The following is a 20,847-nucleotide window of genomic DNA, read 5'->3' on the forward strand; positions in this document are numbered from 1 at the left end:
CCGCAGCCGGCCGCGCAGCCTGGCCAGCCGGGCCCGCACGGCGGCGTCCCGGGCCGGAACCCGGGCCCCCTCGGCGACCAGCCACTCCCCCACCGGCGCCGCGGTGTCGCGTACGTCGGCCCGCTCGGCGCGCCGGGCGAGGGCGGCCGTCTCCGCCTCCAGGGCGCGTCCGCAGCCGCCGGGGGCGCGGGTCAGCCGCCGGGCCCGCAGCCGGCCGGCCGTGGCGCGCAGTACCGGGCCGTGCAGCGGGTGGGCGAGGCGGACCGTGCCGTACTCGTCGTCGACCTGGACCAGGCCCGCGGTCTCCAGCCGTTCCAGCACGTCCAGGTCGAGGTCGTCCAGGGCCGGTGCCAGGGGTTCGGCGAAGGCCAGCCGCTCCAGGGTCTCCCGTTGCTCGGGCGGGACCCGGTCGAGGACCGGCGCGGTGCGCTCCCGCAGCGTCGCGGTGACCGGCAACGGGCCGCGCCAGGTCCACTCGCCGGTGTCCTGGACCGTGCCGAACGGGCCCCGCTCGCGCAGCGCGCCGAGCAGTTCGCGCAGCAGCCGCAGGTCGCCGCGGCACAGGCGGTGCAGCCGGTCGGCGGTGAGCGGCTCGGGGGCGGTGCCGACGGCCGCCGTGAGCAGGTCGGCGGTCTCCTCGCGGGGCAGCGGGCCGAGGGCGAGGCGGGGCAGCAGTTCGCCGGTCCACAGCCGGGCGACCGCCTCGGGCGCGGCGGCGGTGTCGGTGACGACGACCAGCAGCCGGGTCCGGCCGTGCACGGCGAGCTGGTGGACCAGCGCGGCGGAGGAGTCGTCGAGCAGATGGGCGTCGTCCACCAGCAGCAGCCGGACGCCGGAGAGCAGTTGGACGGCGCGGGGCAGCGTGACGGCCTCGGGCAGCAGGTGGGCGAAGGCGGCGAACGGCAGCTGCCGGGTCTCGGGCGTGCCGGCCGCGCGGACGTGGTCGGTGCCGGTGACCGCCTCGGTGACCAGCCGGGTCTTGCCGCGGCCCGCCGGGCCGGTGATCACGAGTCCGGGCCGGCCCGCGGTCACCGAGCGGCGCACCAGCTCCAGTTCGTCCGCCCGTCCGGTGAACGGCCAGGTCCCGCCGCGCGGTGTCGTCGCTCCCCGCTGCGGGGACATCAAGTCGAAAGTCGTCACGACAAGGAGAGTCCGGTTACTCAGTTCTGATACAGGCGCAGTTGAGTAGCCCTCGACTCAGGCGCCGGGGCCGCCCGGACGGCACGCTGATCACATGACCGCCCGCTACTGCTCGCTTCCGCAAGCGCCGGCCCCCGCCTTGGCGCCGGGGCTGGCCGCCGAGCGGCTCGGCGCGCTCGTCGGCGGACGGCGGATGTGGGTCAACGGCACCGTGCTGCACTACTGCTTCTTCGACGGTGCCGACGACGCCTCGGTCATCACGGTCCCGGGTACGGGCCGTACGCGCCGGGTGTCGTGGGTCGGGGGCGAGGAGCAGCGCGACCTGGTGCGCTCCTGCTTCCGTGAGTGGCAGGACCTCGGTATCGGACTGGTGTTCACCGAGGTCGGCGACCGCTCGGAGGCCGAGCTGCGGATCGGCTTCCAGGCGGGCGACGGCTCCTGGTCGGCGGTGGGCAAGGACGCGCTCAGGGTCGGGCTGAACGAGCGGACCATGAACTTCGGCTGGGACCTGGCCGCGTCCGGTGACCGCTGCACGGCGTTGCACGAGATCGGGCACGCCCTGGGGATGCTGCACGAGCACCAGAGCCCGTTCGCCGGGCTGCACTGGGACGACGAGGCCGTCTACACGGAGCTGTCCGGGCCGCCCAACCACTGGAGCCGGGACCGGACGTACTTCAACATCCTGCGCAAGCTGGACGCGGACGAGGTCAACGGGGTCGCCTGGGACCCGCAGTCGATCATGGAGTATCCGTTCCCGTCGGGTCTGGTGCTGGAGCCGGAGCAGTACCGCGGGGGGCTGCACCCGCCCGGCACGCTCTCGGCCGCCGACAAGGAGTTCGTGCTGCGCTGGTATCCGCCGGCCGGCCCCGGCGGTCCGGCCGCGCTGGTGCCGTTCCGTTCGGTGCCGCTCGGGCTGGGCGCGGGTGAGCAGGCCGACCTGGTCATCGATCCGCCGGAGACCCGCGACTACACCGTGGGGGTCTTCGGACAGGGCGACACCGTCGTCGTGGTCTTCGAGGAGCGGGACGGCGAGCCCCGCTACCTGGCCGGCGAGGACGACGGCGGCACGCCGCACAACGCCACGATAGGAACACGGCTCGTCAAGGGCCGCCGCTACGTCGTCCGGGTCCGCCTGTACTCCGCGTGGGGTCCGGGCGAGACGGCGGTCATGTGCTGGTGACAGCACGGACCGCCACACCGGAGGGGGAGCGCCAGGGACCGGCGCCGGGGATGCGGCCGGGTGCGTTGCCTTCGGGGGAGGGAAACGCGCCCGGTCGCGCCGCGCCGGGTCCGCCGCACGGGGGTCGGCGGACCCGGCGCGCATCGATATACGTGCGCCGTAGGGTCGTTCAGTTCGCGTCGGCCGGGGCCGGACCCGCGGCCGGCCGGGTCATCGCGGCGGCCTCGGCCACCGGACCGTGCGCCGGCCGCTTGTGTACGCCGATCAGGACGACGGCGACCACCGCGGCCACCAGCATGCCCACCCCGCCGACGAGGGCGCAGGTCTGGAGCGCGTCGGTGAAACTGGCGCCGTACGCCGCCCGGTAGGCGGCCGTGGCCGCGTCGGAACCGAGCTGGAGGTGGGCGCCGGCCTCGATGCCGGCGTTGTGCACGATGCCCAGCGTCTTGCCCTGGTCGGCCGCGGCGAGGTCGGTGGCGGCGAGATGGCCGGGCAGCGCGTCCAGGGTGCGGCCGGCGAGGATCACGCCGAAGACGGCCGGGCCGAGCGCGCTGCCTATCTGGCGCAGGGCGCTGTTGGCGGCGCCCGCGGTGCCCGCCAGCCGGTAGGGCAGGCTGTCCATGGTGATCGTGGTGATGGGCGCCATCGCGAGCGCGATGCCGATGCCGAACACGGCGATGACCAGGGCGGCGGTGCCGGTCCCGGTGGTGGCGTCGAAGACGGTGACCAGCAGGGCGCCGACGCCGCCGACGAACAGGCCGGTGACCAGCAGCAGCCCGGGGGCGGTCCGGTTCATCAGCCGGCCGACGAGGGGGCCGAGCAGGACGGTGAAGCCGTTGACGGCCAGCAGCCGGACGCCGATGTCCAGGGTCGAGGCGCCGTGCACCAGACCGAAGTACAGGCTCAGCGTGTAGACCAAGCCGACCTGGGCGAAGAGGGTGACGCCCATGACCACGGCGGCGCCGGAGAAGGCCGGCGACTTGAACAGCCGCATGTCCAGCATGGGGCAGGGGGAGCGCAGTTCCACCAGGACGAAGGCGGGCAGAGCCAGGGCCACGATCACGAATCCGGCCACGGTGTGCGCGGAGCCCCAGCCGTCGACGCCGCCCTCGATGACGGCGTACACCAGCGCGGTGATCGCGACGACGGCGAGGAGCTGTCCGGGGATGTCGAGGTGGCGCTCGCGCTGGGCGCGGGACTCGGTGAGCAGTGCCAGACCGGCCACGGCGGTGCCCGCGGCGACGACCAGTGCCGGCAGGAACATCCAGCGCCAGCCGGTCTCCTCCAGGATCGCCCCGTTGATCAGCGGGCCGAGGGTCAGGCCGAGGCCGAGGGAGGCGGTCCACGCCGCGATGGCGCGGGCGCGTTTGCCCGGGTCGGGACAGACGTGGCTGATCAGGGCGAGGGTGGCGGGCAGCAGACACGCGGTGCCGACGCCGGTGAGCGCCTGGCCGACGCAGACCTGGACGACGCTGTTCGCGGTGAGGCAGACCGCCGAGCCGGCGCAGAAGAACGCCAGGCCGGCCACGTAGACCTTCTTGCGGCCGTACAGGTCGCCGACCATGCCGCAGGTCAGCAGGAGGGCGGCGGTCGGCAGGATGAACGCGTCGGTGATCCATTGCAGACCGGCGGTATCGGCGTCCAGGGCCTCGTGCAGTACCGGCAGGGCGGTGGAGACGCCGACGACCGGCAGGTAGGAGACGAAGACGCCGAGGCAGGCCAGGACGATGGTGGCCGTGGCGTGCCGGGGCGGGACGGAGGCCGGGGCGGGACGGGGCGGGAGCGGGGAAGCAGTGGTCGACATTGACACCTTCCGGGGTGGTGACCGGCCGTGCGGGCGTGCCTTGCGCCGCCGCGTGCGGGCACGTCGGCTCGGATCACCGTGGACGTGAGCCATCTCTGATCAGGGGGGTGTTCCGGACCGTATACCTCCGGACCCCGCCGGGAGATGCCGTTGGACCTGCAACCAAAGGTGAACGACGGCGGCCGCCAGGAGCCGGGATCGGCGCCACCTCCGGTCCTGCCGCAGGTCAGGTCAGGTCCGGATGAGCGCCCTGCGCCAGTGCTCGACGACGTGCGCGCGCAGCCGTTCGGTGTCCGTGCTCCCGGGGTCGACGAGGCGCTGCATGCCGAGTCCGCGCAGCTGGGCGAAGATGGCGGTCGCCGTCTCCTCGGGTGCCACGTCGGGGCGGACCGTCCCCTCGGCGATGCCCGCGGCGAGCTCTTCGCACAGGTCCGCGCGGAACGCCTCGCCCCGCTCGCGGAAGACGGGGGCCAGGTCCGGTGCCGTGGCGGCTTCGGCCCACAGCAGCAGGAAGACGCGGTTCAGCACGCCCATCCGGCCGAGCTGTCCGACGTATCCGTCGATCAGCCGCAGCAGGCGGTCCAGTCCGGGCGGCAGGCCGTCGAGTCCGGGGACGAATCCCGCCTGGGCGGCGTGCGCCAGGCGGGCGACCAGGGCCTGCTTGGTGCCGAAGTGGTGGGTGACGAGCCCCCGGCTGTAACCGGCCCGTTCGCCCACGCGCGCCAGCGTCAGCGAGCGCACACCCTGTTCGTCGATCAGTTCGGCGGCGGCCATGAGCAGCGCGGCCTCGGCCTCCGCGCGGCGCTGTGCCTGGGTGCGGCGGGTGGTGGTCATGGCTCGGACCCTACAACAAACTTGTCATACGACCAGCAAGTACATGAAGATGGCGGCAGGAAAGGGCGCGACGAGTACGCCGCAGGCCGCAGGCCGCAGGACCGGATCGGAAGGCAGCGGATGACGCATCCCGCCCGTCGCGCACCGCGGTCGGACGCCCGGCACAACCGCGCGCGCATCGTCCGGGCCGCACGCGCCGCCTTCGCCGAGGATCCCGCGGCTCCCCTGCACTCCATCGCGAAGGCGGCCGGTGTCGGACAGGGCACGATGTACCGCCATTTCCCCGGCCGTCAGGCCCTGCTGCTCGCCGTCTACCAGGAGGAGGTCGACGCGCTCACCGACACCGCCGCGGGGCTGCTGGCCGCGCACGAACCGCTGGAGGCGCTGCGCCTGTGGTTCGAGCACCTCACCGCCGGCCGGAGCGGCGGCCCCGGCGCGTCGCTGGCCGTCGAGGCCGTCGCGGGCACCGGACCCACCGGACCCGGACCGGACCGGCCGCCGGCCGTCGCCGCGCTGGACCTGCTGCTCGACGCCGGGAAGGCGGCCCGCCAGGTACGGCCGGACGCCGAGGCGGAGGAGGTCCTGCTGCTGGCCTCCTGCCTCTGGCGGGCCGATGAGGGACCCGCGGGCCTGGCGCGCCGGCGGCGGATGCTCACCGTCATCATCGACGGGTTGCGCGTCGGCGTGGGCCACTGACCGGGGCGCCGGGGCTCGGGCGACCTGCGGGGGGTGGTGTGCCTCGATGGCGGCGCGACACCGTCGGGAGCGGCGACCCGGACGAGTTCATGAAGCGTCACCTGGCGCAGCTCCCGCGGGTCGCCGCCGGCGGGACGCCGGTAGCTTCCGGTGAGCAGACCCTGACCGAGGAGCCCGTACGCGGTGACGCCGATCCCCAGCTCACGGCAGGTGGCCAGGATGCCGTTGGTCTCGGGGGCACGGCTGAACAGGGAGTACTCGACCTGCACATCGCAGATCGGGCGCACGGCGTGGGCGCGGCGGATGGTGTCCGGCCCCACCTCGGAGAGCCCGATGTGGCACACGTATCCGGCCCGGACCAGCTCGGAGACGGCACCTATCGTGTCCTCGATCGGGGTGTCGGGGTCGCCGGGGCGGCTTCCTCGGTCGGCGCCGTGTAGACGGGCTTGAGGAGGCGGGCGGTCTTGTCCCAGTCCTGGCGGGCGGCATGGCGGAAGGAGTTCCGCAGCAGGTGCACCACGCAGGTCTGCACGATGGTGCGGGGCCAGACCGTCTCCACCGCCTCGGGCAGGCGCCCTTGAGCCCGTCGCAGACCAGCATGAGGACGTCGTTCACGCCGCGGTTCTTGATCTCGGTAAGGATGTGCAGCCAGTGCTTGGCTCCCTCGCCTCCGTCGCCGGCCCACAGCCCCAGGATTCCCCGCCGGCCCTCGGTGGTGACGGCCAGGGCGACACGGATGGGCCGGTTGGCGACCGCGCCGTCGCGGATCTTCACGTGGATGGCGTCGATGAAAACGACCGGACAGACCGGGTCGAGGGGCGGCTCTGCCATTCGGCCATGCCCTCGAGGACTTTGTAGGTGATGGTGGAGATGGTCTGGCGGGAGAGATCGGCCCCACAGACCTCGGCCAGGTGGGCCTGGACCTCGCCGGTGGTCAGGCCCTTGGCGGCCGGCAGATGACCATCTCGTCGACCCCGGTCAGGCGCTTTGGCCGCTTCTTGACGATCTTTGGTTCGAAGGAGCCGTCGCGGTCGCGGGGCACGGTTGTCTCCACCGGACCGACGTCGGTCAGCACGGTCTTGGAGCGTTGCCGTTGCGGGAGTTGCCGCCGTTTTTGCCCGCCGGATCGTGCTTGTCATGGCCGAGGTAGTCGGTGATCTCTCCTTCCAGAACAGCTGCAGGCCCTCGGCCCGGGCTCGGCTCACCAGCTCGTCGATCAGCTGGTCGTCCGCGGCCTTCGCCGATACAGCCGGTGCCGACTCGACAGCGCCCTGCTCGGCCACGTTCTTTACAGTCCCGGGTACGGCGCCGGGCTCGTCACCCTGACCGCCGTCCGCGGGGAGGCGGAGCGCAGGGGTCTGCGGGAGCGGTCTGGTCGTCGGGCGTCAGGAGGTAGGCGGTCGCCATGTGGCCGAGTTCGTTCGCGTACCTGTCGCGTGCGGCTTGGCCGGTGGCGGGGTCGGGGCGTACGGAGTTGTGGAAACAGGCGCCCAGGACGGCGCGTGCCGCGGTGTCCAGTGCCGCATCCGGGTCGGAGCGCCGGATCTGGCCGGAGTACGGGGCTGCCGCTTCGAGCAGGAGGCGGTGGATCTCGGTGATGGTGCGGGCCCCGCGGTCCAGGGCCCCGGTGCCGCGTGCGCGCAGCAGCTCGGGGAAGAGGTTGCTGCTGTCGGCGAAGGACTGCAGGAGGGCGTGAGCGTAGGCGTTCAGGACGCCTGCGAGTGACGGCTCGGCCACGCGCAGCTGTTCGGCCACGTACCGCTCGCGCCGGTCAAGCATCCGCTCGGTCAGCGCGGTGATCAGCTGGTCCTTGTCCTCGAAGCGGCGGTAGATCGTGCCGACGGAGACGCCGGCGCGTTCGGCGACGCCGGTCATCGTCATCTCCTCCAGTCCGGCCGACGAGGCGATCTCCTCGGCCGCCCGCAGCACGCGGGCCAGCGTCGCGGCGCTGCGTGCCTGCCTCGGCTCCCGGTAGTGCGCTGGTGAGTTCGGCTCGGCGGCGGCAGTCATGTCACGCATCGTAGCCGCGGGCCTCTCGGTGGTCTTTGACAAGGCGGGCCCTCCTCTGTGTAACCTCAAAAGCGAATGCGAATTCGCATTTACATTCTAGGAGGTATGACCATGCCCCGTCACCAGGCATCGCAGCCCGTGACCGTGTCGCTCCAGGCGGGCCCGACCGGCGCCGGCGACATCGACGACTTCGAGCTGTTCTACGCCCGCCGCGCGGTGGACCGCTTCCGCCGGCGGCTGGGACGCCAGGGCCTGCTCGATCTTCTGGCCGCGGACATCGAGGAGGGCAACACCTTCCTGCGCCAGAGCGCACTCGCCTCCGAGGGCGGCTTCAAGGGCGGCACGACGGTGCTCCAGACGCAGGGCCTGACCGCGGGCGAGTTCCTGGCGTGGATGGAGGGTGCCTTCGCGGGGGACGAGCACGTGCTGCTCGCCGCCCACCCCGAGCACTACGTGATGGCTCCCGGGGAGGGCGGCGCGTTCCACGTGGTGGAGAACATCGGCCCCCACGTCTGCTCCTTCTTCATGGGCGGCTGGGGGACGGACGCCATGGCCTGGGCCAAGGACGCGGACGCCCTCCTGCCGGACGCGGACTTCCCGCACAAGATGTCCTCCAACCTCTTCCTCGCCGACGGCACCGTCGTCGGCCGGGCGCTGACCCAGTTCGGGGACACCGCCGACGGCTTCACCGCACACCTGACGGTCTACGTGCCCACCGCCTGTACACAGGACGTCCTGGAGCACCACCTGCGGCACTTCGCCGTCGAGTTCAGGAACTGGATCGTCGCCGCGGCCGCCGTCCGCGCCTGACCCGCCACCGCCGGTGGCCCCCGTCCGCAACCGAGAAGAGAAGCAAGGAGAGCCTCATGAGTGATGACCTGAAGGTGTTCACGCCCTCGCGGCCGCTGGAGCCGGGAGACCGCTACGGAGTCCTGAGCACCTTCGAACCGGGAACCCGGACGCTTCGGGCGGGCTTCCGGATCGCGCCGCCGTTCCAGCCGCTTCCCGTCGACATCGTCCTGGAGAAGGACGTCGCAGTCACCTTGCGTGACGGCGTCACCATTTACGTCGACGTCTTCCGCCCCGCCGGCACCGAGCGGGCGCCCGTCATCGTCGCCTGGAGCCCTTACGGCAAGGGACAGGGGACCTCGGCCAGCGTGATGGGCATCTTCGGCATGGTGGGCCTGGACAACGCCGTCGTCTCGGGCCTGGAGAAGTTCGAGGGCCCGGACCCGGCGTACTGGTGCGCGCACGGCTACGCGATCTGCAACCCCGACATCCGGGGTGTCGCCCACTGCGAGGGCGACAGCGTCGTGTGGGACCGCCAGGAGGGCCGGGACTGCCATGACCTGATCGAATGGCTGGCCGGGCAGGACTGGTGCACCGGCAAGGTCGCGATGAGCGGAACCTCCTACCTGGCGGTCTCGCAGTGGTTCACCGCGGCCGAACAGCCGCCCCACCTGGCGGCGATCAACCCCTGGGAGGGCGTCAGCGACGTCTACCGCGACCTGGTCAGGCGCGGCGGCATCCCCGACACCGGCTTCGCCCGGCAACTCCAGGACCACAGCTACTGGGGAGAGGGCCGCAAGGAGGACCTCCTGGCCGAAGCCGAGCGCTACCCGCTGATGAACGACCTGTGGGCGAACAAGATCCCGCGGTTCGAGAAGATCACCGTCCCCGCCTATGTGGTCGCCAGCTACTCCAACACCCTGCACACCGCGGGTACCTTCCGCGCCTGGCGCCGGATGGCGTCCGAGAACAAGTGGCTGCGCATCCACAACAGCCAGGAGTGGCCCGACTACTACGACGAGACCAACCGGGAGGACCTGCGCCGCTTCTTCGACCACTACCTCAAGGGCGAGGACAACGGCTGGGAGCAGACGCCGCGGGTGCGCTACTCGCTCCTGGACCTCGAAGGCGGCGACCGTGTGAACATCCCGGCGGACCAGTTCCCACCGGCAGACGTCACGCCGACCAGGTTCTTCCTCGACGGCAACACGCGGACGCTGGGCACGGAGCCTCCCGCGGCGCAGGCGACAGCGGGCTACCCGGTCGGCAGCGGGGCGGACCTGGTGTCGTTCGTTGCCCGCTTCGACCAGGAGACCGTGCTGGTCGGCTATCCGAAGGCCCACCTGTGGGTCGAGGCGGAGGAGAACGACGACATGGAGCTGTTCCTCCTCCTGCAGAAACTCGACGCACACGGCACACCGTTGCAGCAGTTCACCGTGCCCAACCACAGCGCGCGAGTCCACGACGTCACCGAACGCGGCGCCTCCATCCTGCGGTACAAGGGCTCCGACGGACGGCTCCGCGTCTCCATGCGGCACCTGGACGAAACGCTCTCCACCGCCGACGTACCCGCCCACAGCTTCGACCGCGTCGAAAAGCTGGCCCAGGGCGACGTCGTCGACGTCGAGATCGACCTGCTCCCGATCGGCCTCACCTTCCACCCGGGCGAGCAGCTCCGTCTCGTCGTCAGCGGCCGGTCACTGCTCGGCACGATGATGCCGGGAAACCGCGAGTACGTCTCCGCCAACAAGGGACAGCACGTCATCCACACGGGAGGGGACCGCGCGTCATACCTGCAACTCCCCATCCAGTCGACATGACTTCCGGTCGGCGCTCCTCGTCAGCGATCCACCGGTCAAGCTGACCGAGATTCGCCCGCGCCTGCTGCTCGACCATACGACGCGCTCACCGCGTGTTCCGCCTCACAGGATCTGTCCGTGCCGCACCGGATCTGTACCGGTATTCGAAGATTCATCACCGAGGTAGTGCAGCCTCGCGCCTCCATTCAGCGAGTCCGGCCAGTGGCTGGGGCTGACGGAGGTGTGGCGGTGCCTATCGGTGCCGCCGTCTGCTTGTGCGCCGGGGTCGCCGAAGCGACGTAAAGCAGCTGACGGGTGGTAGAGGGGACATCTCGCACTTGGCGGCGACGGCCAAAACTTCACGCGTCAGCGATGTTCACTCGGCCCGCCCCCGACGTCCCAGGCCAGGCCACTGCGCTTGGCGTACTGGTGCTGCACGCCGGCAGGGCCGTCAGAGCCGTGAAGTGCTGAGGACCGGTGGTACTCACGGTGTGGGCTCCAAGCGCGCACGAGCAGCGGCACGTACACCTCCTGCGCCGCCGTTTCGTCCTGTTTCGGGAAGTCCGCAATGCGCTCAAGGAGGACAAAAGACTCCGCATCCGCTACGAACGACGAGCCGATCTCCATCAGGGCCTGCTCGGACTGGCTTGCGGCCCCATATGCCTCCGCCGCCTGCGCATCTCATTCTGAAACGATCAGTTGGTACTCCAGCCGTAGCTCGCGATCTCGATGGTGAGGGACGCCGAGGAGACAGGTAATGAGCGTCGATCGCCTGGACGAGATCGGCCACCCCAACGGGGGCGTCGGTTCCTTCTCCGCCTACCCGAGGCCGCCGAGACGGAGGGCGTCCCTTATCTCGCCGAGCTTCGCGGTTGTCGCCGGGATCCACTCCTTCGCCTGTCCACCGAGACGAAGGGCATCCTCAATCTCGCTGAGCTTCGCGGAGGAAAGGACGCCCGCCCGCTCGATCAGGTCGTCCTGGGACACGGTGGTCAGCCACGTGCAAGGGGTAAAGCCTGGACGCGGGATCGCGAACCGCAGCACGCCTTCGAAGGGCAGTCCGTCCACGGCGCCAACTCGCACTTCGACACCCAGACCGCTGATGTCGACGCCCGCCGGAGCGACGACCTGCATCGCCCGGATCCCGGACGTGTCGTCCACCGACAGCAGTACGACCATCCGCCGTTCGTCGAACTCGACCCACCAGACTTCGCCGCGTTGCACATGTCCTCCTGACACAGGACGGCAGGCGAGCGCTGCGCGACCCTGACGCGCTGTGGAGACGGGCGCGGCCACCGTTGCACATGTCGGACCTGCCACGCAAGAACTGCTGGACCATCGCCGAGTGGGCCGGAGAAAGAACCCCGGACGGCATGCAGCACCTGCTCGGGCGAGCCAAGTGGGACGCCGATCAGGTCCGCGACGACGTGCGTGGCTACGTGGTGGAGCACCTGCACGAGGACTTGGCGGTTCTGGTAGTCGACGAGACCGGCGACGTTGAGCAGGGCACCGGCACAGTCGGCGTGCAGCGCCGGTACACCGGTACCGCGGGCAGGATCGAGAACGCCCAGGTTGCCGTCTACATGGTCTACGCGGGGGGCGCGGGCACGCCGCGGTGGACCGGGAAGTGTACGTTCCGCACTCCTGGACTTCCGACTCCGACCGCCGCCGGGCCGCCGGGCTCGGCGAGGAGACAGGATTCGCGACCAAGCCGGACCTGGCCGCTCGCATGGTCGCCCGGTTCCTGGACGCCGGCCACCGGGCCGCATGGGTTGCGGGTGACGAGGTCTACGGAAGCAACCCGACGCTGCGAACCGCCCTGGAGGAGCGCGACGCCGCTACGTCCTCGCGGTGGCCTGCTCACACGAAGTCACCACCGACGCCGGCGTCCACGTCCACGTCCTGCGCAAGATCGCCGGGCACGGCTTCCTCATCCATCACCGCCCAGCGCTACCCGCACTCCGACCTCCGCCAGATCACCGACGTCGGAGCCGCGCTCACTGCCCACCTCACCATGGTCCGCGCCCCGAAAACCCTGCCGACCCTGCCGGCAGGGTCCCCGCCGCGCCCGCTAGAGCGCCTGGTCCCCAAACGGTCCCCAAGACGTACGGCAGAGGGCCCGCCGGATTGCTCCGGCGGGCCCTCTGATCTGCGACTGTCTCCAGTCGGGACGACAGGATTTGAACCTGCGACCCCTTGACCCCCAGTCAAGTGCGCTACCAAGCTGCGCCACGTCCCGGTGAACTCGCTGGTCAAGCCTACCGTACGCGCGACGTGGAGGGAGTCGCCGGCCGTCCCCCCTTTGAGTGCGGCCGGCGACGTACGGTCCCCCGGGGCTACGCGGCCTCGGGCGGCGTGATGCCGAACTTCTCCGCTGCCTCGGTCAGTTCGCGCCACACCTTGGGTGCCACCGGCACGCCGTCGGCGCCGCGTTCGGCCGCTACGGCGGCGCTGCGCTCGCCGGGGTAGTAGACGCCGGACGCGCCCTCGGCGACCGGCAGACCCTTGAGGGTGGCCAGGGTGGTGTCCACGTTGCCGGTGAAGTCCGCCGCGCTGCCGCCGAAGGCCGCCGGGTCGACGGCGATCAGCAGGGCGTTCTGGCGGTGCTTGCGGCCGGCCGGGTCGTCCGAGTGGAAGGCCGCGAAGATCGGCGCGCCGACCAGGACGCTGGTGAGCAGCTCGAAGGCGAGGGACATGCCGGAGCCCTTGGCGCCGCCCAGCGGCAGCGGCATGACCGCCTGCTCCGGGTCGGTGGTCGGGGTGCCGTCCGCCGTCGCGGCGGCGTTCTCGGGCAGCGGGGTGCCGTTCGCCTTGGCCTGGCGGATCTTGCCGAGCGCGATGGTGGCCGTCGCCATGTCCAGCAGGAGCGGGGCGTGGTCGGCGGCGGGCACCGCGATGGCGAGCGGGCTGGTGGCGACCGCGGCGCCCTTGACGCCGGTGTAGCCCATGTTGGGCATGCCGGCCACGAAGCCGAGGCCGACCAGGCCCTGTTCGGCGATCTTCGAGACGTAGTAGCCGATGGCACCGGTGTGCACGGTGCGGCGGACGCCGACGGAGGCGATGCCGAAGGCGCGGGCCCGCTCGACCGCCTCGTCGGCGGCGGCGCTCAGCGCGACCGGACCGGGGGCGCGGTCGGCGTCGATGACGGCGGCGGCCGGGGTGGTCGACTCGACCTTGAGGTCGGCCTTGGCGTTGGCCACGCCCTTGGCGAGCAGGTCGAGGTAGGCGGGCACGCGGGCCACGCCGTGCGACTCGACGCCGCGCTGGGCCGCCCAGATGAACACGTCGGCGGTGGTGGCGGCGTGCTCGGGGCTCAGGCCCCCCTTCTCCAGGAGGGCGGCGGCGAAGGCGCGCAGCGCGTCGGCGGGAACGCGGACCTTGCCCGGCTTCGGGGCCGGGGTCGGGGTGTCGGTCATGGTGCGGGTCTCCTGGGTCAGCGGGTGACGAGGACGTCGACGACGGCGGTGGTGCCCTCCGCCACCGCCTTCAGCGCGCGCTCCAGGGCGGGCGCGAGGGCGTCGGTGGTGTCGACGGTCTCGGTGTGCATGCCGAAGGGTTCGGCGAAGGCCGCGAGGCGGGGCAGGCGGCGCAGGTCGGTACCGAGCCACTCGCCGGTCTCGGCCGCCGCGCCGTCGGGGTAGAAGCGGCGGTGGTTGAGGTTCATCGACTTGTAGACACGGTTGTTGAAGACCACGATCAGCACCGGCAGGCCGTAGGTGTTCGCCGCGTCGTAGGACTGGATCACCGGGTTGTAGGTGAAGGCGCCGTCGCCGATGGTGAGGACCACCGGGCGGTCCTGGGCGGCGAGTTTGACGCCGAGCGCGACCGCGATGCCCTGGCCGAGGCCGCCCTGCACGTAGAAGTACGAGTCGGGGGCGTCGGTCCGCAGGTGGCGCTTGACGGCCTTGCTGTGGGTGATGGTCTCGTCGACGACGATGCCGTCCTGGCCGGCCAGCAGCCCCCGGAGGGTGGCCGCGACCAGCACCGGGTCCACTCCCTCGGACTGCTCGGCCTTCGTCTCGGCGGCGGTGATCGCCGTCTGTTCGGCGGCGTGCCGCTCCTCCTGGACGGCGCGGCGCGCGGCCACCGCCGTCTGGTCCAGGTCCTTGGCCCGCTTGGCGAGCTGGCGCAGGGTGTTGGCGACGTTGCCCTCCAGGTACACGTCGGCGAACAGCACCTGGTAGACGATGTGCGGGCGCTGCGGCACCTGGTCGATGACGACGATCTTCGCCTTCGACGGCTTGCGGCTCGGCGGGTAGAACGGGGCCCGGCAGTTGACCAGGAGGATCAGGTCGGCCTCGTCCATCCAGGGGCCGATGTCGCTGCCGGCGTGCAGGGGGTGGGTGCGGGGGAAGTTCGCGCACACCGCCGAGTCCGGTTCGACGACGGGGATGTTCCACGCCTCGGCGAAGGCGACCAGCGACTCGAAGCCGCCCGCCTCGCGGCCGGCCGTCTCCGTGACGACGACCGGGTTCTTCGCCTCGCGGATCAGCTGCGCGACAGGGTCGACCTCCTCGGGCGAGGAGTGCGTGGAGCCCGGTGCGACGATGGGCTTGGCCTCGCGGCCGTCCCACTCCTCCAGCAGGATCTCCAGCGGGATGTTCAGGTAGGCGGGGCCGGCCGGGGCCCGCCAGGCCAGCTCCGCGGCCCGGGTGATCATGGTGGGCAGGGTGGAGATGTCCGCGGCCTCGTTGGCCCACTTGGTGAATGGCTGGGCCACGTGGTGCGGGCCGCCCACGATGGACAGGTTGCGGTACCACTGGCCGCCCGGGTCCTGGCCGGGGCCGTCGCCGTAGGTGGTGGACTCCGAGGAGCTGACCACCATGGGCACGCCGGCCAGCAGCGCACCGTGCACGGCCATGGAGCCCTGGAGCAGCCCGGGGGCGGCGTGCAGCAGCACGCCCTGCGGGCGGCGCTGGAGAAGCCCGTAGCCGGTGGCCATGCCGACCGCCACCGTCTCGTGGGTGAGGTCGAGGTACGCCGGCGCCGGCTCGCCGTCGCGGTGCCGGCGGGCCAGTGACTCCCACACCGGGGCCCACTCCGACCCCGATGAGCAGAAGACGTACTCGGCGCCGACGGCGTTGAAGGCGGAGACGACGGCGTCACCGCCGTCGGCGCCCGGCCTGTTCTTGCTGTCCGTCATCTCGTTCGGTTCCTCAGCCCTCGTACGGCCAGTTCAGGACCTCGGAGATACCGCGGCCCATCATCCATTCAAGCTCCTCGGGCGTGAAGTCCCAGTGCTTGGTGAACTGCTCGATGGTGTCGGTGTAGGTGATGCCGTGGCCCAGCAGGCGGGTGATGTCGGTGCCGTAGAAGCAGCGCTGCGGGCCCATCTTGTCGACCATCTCGCGCACGTACTTCTGGATGTTCATGTTGGGGAACGGCTGCGTGGAGTAGCCCGGCAGCGCCGAGACCTTCACGTAGATGTTCGGGTGGGCGGCCAGGTCGGCGGTCTCCGAGACCCAGTAGCCGATGGCGTCGTCGACGCAGCGGGCCATGATGCCCATGTGGTCGATGATGATCTTCAGCTCGGGGTGCTTGGCGGCGATCTCGCCCAGCTCGCGCTTCCAGATGGGCGCGTGCACCATCGTGGGGATGCGCAGCTCCTCGGCGATCGGCCAGTACCAGTCGTTGGTGCCGTCGATCATCCAGTTGCGGTCCTGCGGGCGGTGGAAGGTGAGGCGGGTGCCCTTGATGTGCGGGTTCTGGGCGAAGTCCTTGAGCATCGCGGTGCCCTCGGCCTCGTTGTCCTGGGGGACGCGGGCCATGATGCCGAAGCGGTCGGGGTGCGCCTCGCACGCCTCCAGGGCGTAGTCGATGCGGTTGCCCTCCCAGGACGGCGGGAGGATGAGGGCCCGGTTGACGCCGGCCTCGTCCATCAGCTCCAGCGCCTCCTCGTAGGAGAAGGCCTCCTCGCGGTGGCCGTTGAGGCGGATGCGCTCGCGGGCGCCCGGGACCCAGGGGCGGTCCGGGGTCTCTTCCTTCCAGATGTGGATCTGGGTGTCGACGACGAACATGTCGGGAACTCGCTTTCGTGTAGGGACGCGGTGCGGTGGTGCGTAAGGAACGCTAGGCGGGTGCCGGGGTCTTGCCGAGAGCCCGGGACGCAAGCTGTTGTTGCGCGAAAACGTGCCGTACGCAGGGCATTCTCAGATTGCGTCAGGCGTCGCCGAAGACGGCGCCGGCGATGTGCTCGGCGATCGCCATGGAGGCGGTGGCGGCCGGTGAGGGCGCGTTGCGCACGGCGGTGATCCGGCCGGCCTGGTGGATGCGGAAGTCGTCCACGAGGGTGCCGTCCCGGTCCAGTGCCTGGGCGCGGACGCCCGCTCCGCCGCGCACCACGTCCTTGGCGCCGACCCCGGGGACGTAGAGTCCCGCGTCGCGCATGAAGGCCGTGGTGGACAGGGAGCCGCGGTACTCCTTGATGCCGGTGCGCCAGTGCTGGGCCGCCATCTTCCAGGAGCCGGGGTAGGCGGCCAGGCCGAGCAGGTCGCGCGGGGAGATCCGGGTCAGCTTGTAGCCCTCCCGGGCGAGGGCGAGGACGGCGTTCGGGCCGACCTCGACGGTGCCGTCGACGCGCGGGGTGAAGTGCACGCCGAGGAAGGGGTAGCGCGGGTCGGGCACCGGGTAGATCAGGCCGCGCACCAGGTGCGTGCGGTCCGGCTTGAGCAGCATGTACTCGCCGCGGAACGGGATGATCCTCGGTTCCCGCTTGTCCTGGGCGAGCTTGGCCACGGTGTCGGACTGGAGGCCGGCGCACAGGATCAGCCGGTCCGCCTTCACGCGCCGCTGGCCGGAGGCGACCTCGATGCCGCCGGGCACGTTGGTGATGCCGGTGACCGGGAAGCCGAGCTTCACCTCGCCGCCGGACGCGGCGATGTCCTTGGCGAACTCGCGGGCGATCGCCGGGTAGTCGGTGATCGCGGTGCGCGGGGAGTGCAGGGCGGCGAGGCCGCCGGCGTTCGGCTCCAGCTCCTTGATCTCGTCCGCCGAGACCTTGCGCAGGTCGGGCACGTGGTTGTTCTTGGCCCGGGTGTAGAGGTTCGCCATCCGGCCCAGCTCGTCCTCGCGGACCGCCATGACCAGTTTGCCGATCTCCCGGTACGGCAGCCCGCGGTCCTGGCAGTACTCGCGCAGCAGCGCCACCCCGCGGACGGTCAGGTCGGCCTTGAGGCTGCCCGGGGTGTAGTAGATGCCGGCGTGCACGACGCCCGAGTTGTGGCCGGTCTGGTGCAGCGAGACCTGCTGCTCCTTCTCGAACACCACGACGCGGGTGCCGGGCCGCCGGAGGGCGATCTCGCGCCCCAGGGCCAGCCCGACGATGCCGGCGCCCACGATGCCGATCGTCTCGTCAGCCATCGGCATCCTCCTTTCTCAAAACGTGCTCACACGTACTCACTCGCACGTACTCACTCACACGTGCTCGCGCGTACTCGCGCGCTTACGCGCCGAAGTGGATGGCGACGGTCTTCACGCGGGTGGAGAAGCGCAGGACCTCGTCGCCCTGCTCCTTGTAGCCGGTACCGGAGTCGTGGAAGCCGCCGAAGGGCAGGTGCACGTCCCAGCCGGGGGTGGGGTGGTTGACCGCGACCTGGCCGCACTCGGCCTCGTCGATGAAGCGGTGGGCGGCGCCGAGGTCGCGGGTGAAGACGGCGGCGGCCAGACCGTACACGGAGTCGTTGACCGCCGCCACGGCCTGCGCGAAGTCGTCGACGGCGCGGACGGCGAGGACCGGGCCGAAGACCTCGTCCCGCCAGACGGCCGTCTCGGGGGTGACGTCACCGAGCACGGTGGGCCGGACGTAGCAGCCGTGCGCGCGCTCGCCCTCGGTGTCGGCGCCGCCGCCGGTGAGGACCCGGGCGCCTTCCGCGACCGCCTTGGCCAGATCCGCGAGCACGCTGTCGCGCTGCTTGGGGCTGGACAGCGGGCACATGGTGGTGGCCGGGTCGCCGCCGGGGCCGACCTTCAGCTGCTCCACTTCCGCGACCAGCAGCCGGGTGAACTCCTCGTACACCGGCCGCTCGACGACGACCCGGCTGGTGGCGGTGCAGCGCTGCCCGGCCTGGCCGAAGGAGCCCGCGACGACGGCCTTGGCGGCGGCCGGCAGGTCGGCGTCCGCCAGGACCACGGAGGCGTTCTTGCCGCCCAGTTCGCCCTGGAAGCGGACGCCCCGGTCGCCGAGGCGGCGGCGGATCGAGTTGCCGACCTCGTTGGAGCCGGTGAAGGTGATGCCGGTGATCCGGGGGTCGTCGAGGAGGGCCTCCTCGATCTCCCGGGTGCGGCCGGTCACCACGTTCAGCACCCCGGCCGGCAGGCCCGCGTCGTGCAGGGCACGGGCGAAGTGCAGGCCGGACATCGGGGTGTCGGTGGCCGGCTTGAAGACGGCCGCGTTGCCGGTGGCCAGCAGCGGGGCGAGCTTGCGGGCCGGGGTGATCAGCGGGTCGTTCCAGGGGCTGATCACCAGGATCACGCCGATGGGTTCGCGCTGGGTGTAGGTACGGGTGTGCGGGCGGGCGTCGTGCAGCAGGGTGCCGTAGCCCTGCCGGGCGAGTCCGGCGTAGTAGTCCAGGAAGTCGGCGGCCTTGCCGGCCTCGCCGCGGGCCTCGGCGAGGGTCTTGCCGTTCTCGGCGGTGACGTCGGCGGCGATCGTGTCGAGGCGCTCGCGGATCAGCCGGGCGGCGTCGGTGAGGACCCGGGCCCGCTCGAAGGGGCTGGTGCGCTTCCAGCCGGCGAAACCCCGCTCGGCGTGGTCGTAGGCCCGGGTGACGTCCTTGGCGGACAGGGCCGGGACGCGGGCCACCGGGGTGCGGACGTCGGCCGGGTCGTGGACGTCGATCCACTCGCCGGTCGTCACCCACTCTCCGCCCAGGAGCGTTTCCAGGTTGCGCATCAGATCACTTCCTTCGTCGACCACGGCGTTGCGGGCCGTGGTCCCAGCGGGTCGGCCGTGCGGGGCCGGAAGCGACAACACACCATGTCGGGGGCGGTCCACCAGCCCCGCGACGGCAGGCATTGCTTGCACCGCGCGCAGGTCGGCACGGTGTTGATCCATGCTGGAATCTGCTGGCCGGACGGTACGCCCGACAGCAGTGACAGACCCGAGGAGAGACAGATCATGGCCTACGCAGTCGTCGCCCACTACCGCTGTGCGCCCGCCGACGCGGACGCGGTGCGAGCCGCCCTGCTGACGGCGCGGGAAGCGACCCGCGCGGAACCGGCGAACCTCGCCTACGACGTGCACGCGGTGGCGGACGAGCCCGGCGGCTTCCTGCTGTACGAGCGCTACCAGGACGCCGCCGGGTTCGAGGCGCACAAGGCGGCCCCGCACTTCAAGGAGCAGATCGTCGAGACCGTGTGGCCGCTGCTGACCGACCGGTCGGTGACCTTCGCCGAGGTGCTGTGACGGGCGTCAGGGTGCGGTGACGGGCGGGGCGGGCGGGCCGGTGCCGGCGGGCGGTGCGGTGCCTGGCCCCGCCCGCCGGTCCGCCCACCGCTCCGCCCGCCGGTCCGCCCACCGCTCCGCCCGCCGGCCCGCCGTGCGGCCGGGCACCGAGAGGCGGGCCGGTGCCCTTCCCGCCCGGCTCCGGATCAGAACTCGTTGCCCCAGCAGTAGCGGGCGATCGTCTCGACCAGCACCAGCTTGCGGCGCTGGTCCTCGGCGGTGAGCAGCGGCCGGGCCGCCACGTCCGCGAAGCCGCGGGACGGGGCGACGGCCGCGTCCTCCAGGTCGACGAACTCCTCCAGCGGGTCGATGCGGGACATCACCGTGTCGATGTCCTCCAGCTCCGGCCGGGTCGCGTCGACCACGCCCAGGCAGAAGTCCCGCTCCTCGGGCAGCGCCCGGACCAGGTCGGTCTCGGCGGCGGCGCCCTGGTCGAAGGGGAGCACCCAGCGGTCGGCCGGGATCGCGGCGTACATCCGCTCGGCGCGGGCCCGGTCCACCGCGGCCGGGGCGGCCCAGCCGGGGGCCACGCCGATGCGTACGCCCTCAGGACGCTCGTCGAGGCGTACCGCGAGGGCGTCCACGGCGAGGGCGTCCTCGAAGGACAGCGCGCCGCCGGGGGCCGGTTCGGTGCCGGTCTGGGCGAGCAGCAACGGGTTGTTCAGCTGGATCAGCCGGACGCCCTGGGTGACCAGCAGCGCGATCTCGGCCTGGACGATCTCCGCGAGGGCCTCGCCCAGTTCCCGGGCGGAGGAGACCCCGAGACCCGGCTGGTACGTGGTGGCGGCGAGGTAGGCCGGGGAGGGCAGCGACACCTTGGGGGCGATCACCGTCTGCTCGGCGAGCTGGGCAGCCCGGTCGCCGAGCAGCGGGCCGCCGGCCTTCGGCAGCGACTCGGCGACCCAGCGGACCAGGCCGTCGGGGGCCGTCTCGTCGGTGCGGCGGAAGCCGGTGACGCCGTCGAGGACGGCGCCGCGGAAGTCCTCGCGGGGGAAGTCGCCGTCGGTGACCACGGTGCAGCGCAGACCGCGCTGGTAGACGACGGCCTCGCGGACCGCGGCCGCCACGGACTCCGGGTCACCGGGCACCAGGCCGGCCGGGCGGACCAGACTGCCGTGGTGGTCGATGCGGTAGTTGAACGTGTCCGCCATGG

At 71.8% G+C, this 20,847-nt stretch carries 16 protein-coding genes, 1 tRNA gene and 5 pseudogenes; 7 read left to right on the top strand and 15 right to left on the bottom strand.

The annotated features are described in order from the left end of the window. Positions 1–1,122, bottom strand: a pseudogene (locus AB0G32_RS36325) (hypothetical protein); the annotation flags it as partial. Between the two features lie 112 nt (positions 1,123–1,234). Here AB0G32_RS36325 and AB0G32_RS36330 point away from each other — a divergent pair. Beyond that, positions 1,235–2,320: a M12 family metallopeptidase gene (locus AB0G32_RS36330; RefSeq protein WP_361173751.1), complete on the top strand. Its 1,086-nt coding sequence runs from the start codon at positions 1,235–1,237 to the stop codon at positions 2,318–2,320. A 169-nt stretch (positions 2,321–2,489) separates the two neighbouring features. Here the strand turns inward: AB0G32_RS36330 and AB0G32_RS36335 are convergent, their stop codons facing one another. Together AB0G32_RS36335 and AB0G32_RS36340 are read right to left on the bottom strand one after the other, a co-directional pair. Further along, positions 2,490–4,124, bottom strand: a complete 1,635-nt coding sequence (locus AB0G32_RS36335; RefSeq protein WP_361173754.1) for an MFS transporter — start codon at positions 4,122–4,124, stop codon at positions 2,490–2,492. Positions 4,125–4,355: 231 nt separating this feature from the next. Next, complete coding sequence (locus tag AB0G32_RS36340; protein WP_361173756.1) at positions 4,356–4,958, bottom strand: TetR/AcrR family transcriptional regulator; 603 nt, start codon at positions 4,956–4,958, stop codon at positions 4,356–4,358. A 120-nt stretch (positions 4,959–5,078) separates the two neighbouring features. Between AB0G32_RS36340 and AB0G32_RS36345 the strand changes: the two genes are divergently transcribed. Further along, positions 5,079–5,654: a TetR/AcrR family transcriptional regulator gene (locus AB0G32_RS36345; protein WP_361173759.1), complete on the top strand. Its 576-nt coding sequence runs from the start codon at positions 5,079–5,081 to the stop codon at positions 5,652–5,654. A 113-nt stretch (positions 5,655–5,767) separates the two neighbouring features. On the opposite strand, the pseudogene AB0G32_RS36350 reads toward AB0G32_RS36345, so the two are convergent. The 3 genes and pseudogenes from AB0G32_RS36350 to AB0G32_RS36360 all read right to left on the bottom strand — a co-directional run. Then, positions 5,768–6,061 (bottom strand): annotated as a pseudogene (locus AB0G32_RS36350) (aldo/keto reductase); the annotation flags it as partial. 5 nt (positions 6,062–6,066) lie between these two features. Further along, positions 6,067–6,937: pseudogene (locus AB0G32_RS36355) on the bottom strand (IS256 family transposase); the annotation flags it as partial. A 34-nt stretch (positions 6,938–6,971) separates the two neighbouring features. Beyond that, complete coding sequence (locus tag AB0G32_RS36360; RefSeq protein ID WP_361173762.1) at positions 6,972–7,664, bottom strand: TetR/AcrR family transcriptional regulator; 693 nt, start codon at positions 7,662–7,664, stop codon at positions 6,972–6,974. Between the two features lie 105 nt (positions 7,665–7,769). On the opposite strand from AB0G32_RS36360, the gene AB0G32_RS36365 reads away from it, so the two are divergent. Next, the gene (locus tag AB0G32_RS36365; protein ID WP_361173765.1) at positions 7,770–8,474 is read left to right on the top strand and encodes a hypothetical protein; all 705 of its coding nucleotides are present in this window, start codon (positions 7,770–7,772) and stop codon (positions 8,472–8,474) included. 56 nt (positions 8,475–8,530) lie between these two features. Next, positions 8,531–10,273 carry a CocE/NonD family hydrolase gene (locus tag AB0G32_RS36370; protein WP_361173768.1) on the top strand — a complete coding sequence of 581 codons (1,743 nt, stop codon included), beginning with the start codon at positions 8,531–8,533 and terminating at the stop codon, positions 10,271–10,273. Between the two features lie 345 nt (positions 10,274–10,618). Here the strand turns inward: AB0G32_RS36370 and AB0G32_RS36375 are convergent, their stop codons facing one another. After that, the gene (locus AB0G32_RS36375) at positions 10,619–10,879 is read right to left on the bottom strand and encodes a hypothetical protein (protein ID WP_361173838.1); all 261 of its coding nucleotides are present in this window, start codon (positions 10,877–10,879) and stop codon (positions 10,619–10,621) included. Here AB0G32_RS36375 and AB0G32_RS36380 point away from each other — a divergent pair. Next, a pseudogene (locus tag AB0G32_RS36380) lies at positions 10,838–10,942 on the top strand (IS5/IS1182 family transposase); the annotation flags it as partial. The gene AB0G32_RS36375 and the pseudogene AB0G32_RS36380 sit on opposite strands and share 42 nt — an antisense overlap. A 129-nt stretch (positions 10,943–11,071) precedes the next feature. Here the strand turns inward: AB0G32_RS36380 and AB0G32_RS36385 are convergent. Then, on the bottom strand, positions 11,072–11,476 hold the full coding sequence (locus tag AB0G32_RS36385) for a type II toxin-antitoxin system PemK/MazF family toxin (RefSeq protein WP_361173771.1): 405 nt from the start codon (positions 11,474–11,476) through the stop codon (positions 11,072–11,074). A gap of 74 nt (positions 11,477–11,550) precedes the next feature. On the opposite strand from AB0G32_RS36385, the pseudogene AB0G32_RS36390 reads away from it, so the two are divergent. Beyond that, positions 11,551–12,452, top strand: a pseudogene (locus tag AB0G32_RS36390) (IS701 family transposase); the annotation flags it as partial. Here the strand turns inward: AB0G32_RS36390 and AB0G32_RS36395 are convergent. From AB0G32_RS36395 to AB0G32_RS36420, 6 genes are all read right to left on the bottom strand, one after another. Further along, positions 12,418–12,491 (bottom strand) — tRNA-Pro (locus AB0G32_RS36395). The pseudogene AB0G32_RS36390 and the gene AB0G32_RS36395 overlap by 35 nt on opposite strands. Before the next feature lie 97 nt (positions 12,492–12,588). Next, a complete protein-coding gene (locus tag AB0G32_RS36400) occupies positions 12,589–13,668 on the bottom strand; it encodes an Ldh family oxidoreductase (RefSeq protein ID WP_361173774.1) in 1,080 nt (359 codons plus the stop codon). Between the two features lie 17 nt (positions 13,669–13,685). Then, entirely contained in the window at positions 13,686–15,395 is a 1,710-nt protein-coding gene (locus AB0G32_RS36405) for a thiamine pyrophosphate-dependent enzyme (RefSeq protein WP_361173777.1), read from the bottom strand. A 13-nt stretch (positions 15,396–15,408) separates the two neighbouring features. Continuing rightward, positions 15,409–16,269 (bottom strand): amidohydrolase family protein, encoded by an 861-nt coding sequence (locus tag AB0G32_RS36410; protein ID WP_361173780.1) that lies wholly within the window; start codon positions 16,267–16,269, stop codon positions 15,409–15,411. A 142-nt stretch (positions 16,270–16,411) separates the two neighbouring features. Next, positions 16,412–17,611: an L-2-hydroxyglutarate oxidase gene (gene lhgO / locus AB0G32_RS36415; protein WP_361173783.1), complete on the bottom strand. Its 1,200-nt coding sequence runs from the start codon at positions 17,609–17,611 to the stop codon at positions 16,412–16,414. Positions 17,612–17,693: 82 nt separating this feature from the next. Beyond that, entirely contained in the window at positions 17,694–19,142 is a 1,449-nt protein-coding gene (locus AB0G32_RS36420; protein ID WP_361173786.1) for an aldehyde dehydrogenase family protein, read from the bottom strand. Positions 19,143–19,367: 225 nt separating this feature from the next. On the opposite strand from AB0G32_RS36420, the gene AB0G32_RS36425 reads away from it, so the two are divergent. Next, positions 19,368–19,655: a putative quinol monooxygenase gene (locus AB0G32_RS36425; RefSeq protein ID WP_361173789.1), complete on the top strand. Its 288-nt coding sequence runs from the start codon at positions 19,368–19,370 to the stop codon at positions 19,653–19,655. A gap of 185 nt (positions 19,656–19,840) precedes the next feature. Here AB0G32_RS36425 and AB0G32_RS36430 read toward each other — a convergent pair whose 3' ends face one another. Further along, on the bottom strand, positions 19,841–20,845 hold the full coding sequence (locus AB0G32_RS36430; protein ID WP_361173792.1) for a methionine synthase II (cobalamin-independent)-like protein: 1,005 nt from the start codon (positions 20,843–20,845) through the stop codon (positions 19,841–19,843). Between the last annotated feature and the right edge of the window lie 2 nt (positions 20,846–20,847).

It is taken from the genome of Streptomyces sp. NPDC023723, from assembly GCF_040639815.1.
Classification (GTDB): domain Bacteria; phylum Actinomycetota; class Actinomycetes; order Streptomycetales; family Streptomycetaceae; genus Streptomyces.

Excerpts from the sequence above, each read along its gene's own strand:
- AB0G32_RS36335 (WP_361173754.1), bottom strand. The coding sequence starts at position 4,124 with ATGTCGACCACTGCTTCCCCGCTCCCGCCCCGTCCCGCCCCGGCCTCC.
- AB0G32_RS36420 (WP_361173786.1), bottom strand. The coding sequence starts at position 19,142 with ATGCGCAACCTGGAAACGCTCCTGGGCGGAGAGTGGGTGACGACCGGC.
- AB0G32_RS36345 (WP_361173759.1), top strand. The coding sequence starts at position 5,079 with ATGACGCATCCCGCCCGTCGCGCACCGCGGTCGGACGCCCGGCACAAC.
- AB0G32_RS36425 (WP_361173789.1), top strand. The coding sequence starts at position 19,368 with ATGGCCTACGCAGTCGTCGCCCACTACCGCTGTGCGCCCGCCGACGCG.
- AB0G32_RS36340 (WP_361173756.1), bottom strand. The coding sequence starts at position 4,958 with ATGACCACCACCCGCCGCACCCAGGCACAGCGCCGCGCGGAGGCCGAG.
- AB0G32_RS36405 (WP_361173777.1), bottom strand. The coding sequence starts at position 15,395 with ATGACGGACAGCAAGAACAGGCCGGGCGCCGACGGCGGTGACGCCGTC.
- AB0G32_RS36360 (WP_361173762.1), bottom strand. The coding sequence starts at position 7,664 with ATGACTGCCGCCGCCGAGCCGAACTCACCAGCGCACTACCGGGAGCCG.
- AB0G32_RS36365 (WP_361173765.1), top strand. The coding sequence starts at position 7,770 with ATGACCATGCCCCGTCACCAGGCATCGCAGCCCGTGACCGTGTCGCTC.
- lhgO (WP_361173783.1), bottom strand. The coding sequence starts at position 17,611 with ATGGCTGACGAGACGATCGGCATCGTGGGCGCCGGCATCGTCGGGCTG.
- AB0G32_RS36375 (WP_361173838.1), bottom strand. The coding sequence starts at position 10,879 with ATGGAGATCGGCTCGTCGTTCGTAGCGGATGCGGAGTCTTTTGTCCTC.
- AB0G32_RS36330 (WP_361173751.1), top strand. The coding sequence starts at position 1,235 with ATGACCGCCCGCTACTGCTCGCTTCCGCAAGCGCCGGCCCCCGCCTTG.
- AB0G32_RS36370 (WP_361173768.1), top strand. The coding sequence starts at position 8,531 with ATGAGTGATGACCTGAAGGTGTTCACGCCCTCGCGGCCGCTGGAGCCG.
- AB0G32_RS36400 (WP_361173774.1), bottom strand. The coding sequence starts at position 13,668 with ATGACCGACACCCCGACCCCGGCCCCGAAGCCGGGCAAGGTCCGCGTT.
- AB0G32_RS36430 (WP_361173792.1), bottom strand. The coding sequence starts at position 20,845 with ATGGCGGACACGTTCAACTACCGCATCGACCACCACGGCAGTCTGGTC.
- AB0G32_RS36410 (WP_361173780.1), bottom strand. The coding sequence starts at position 16,269 with ATGTTCGTCGTCGACACCCAGATCCACATCTGGAAGGAAGAGACCCCG.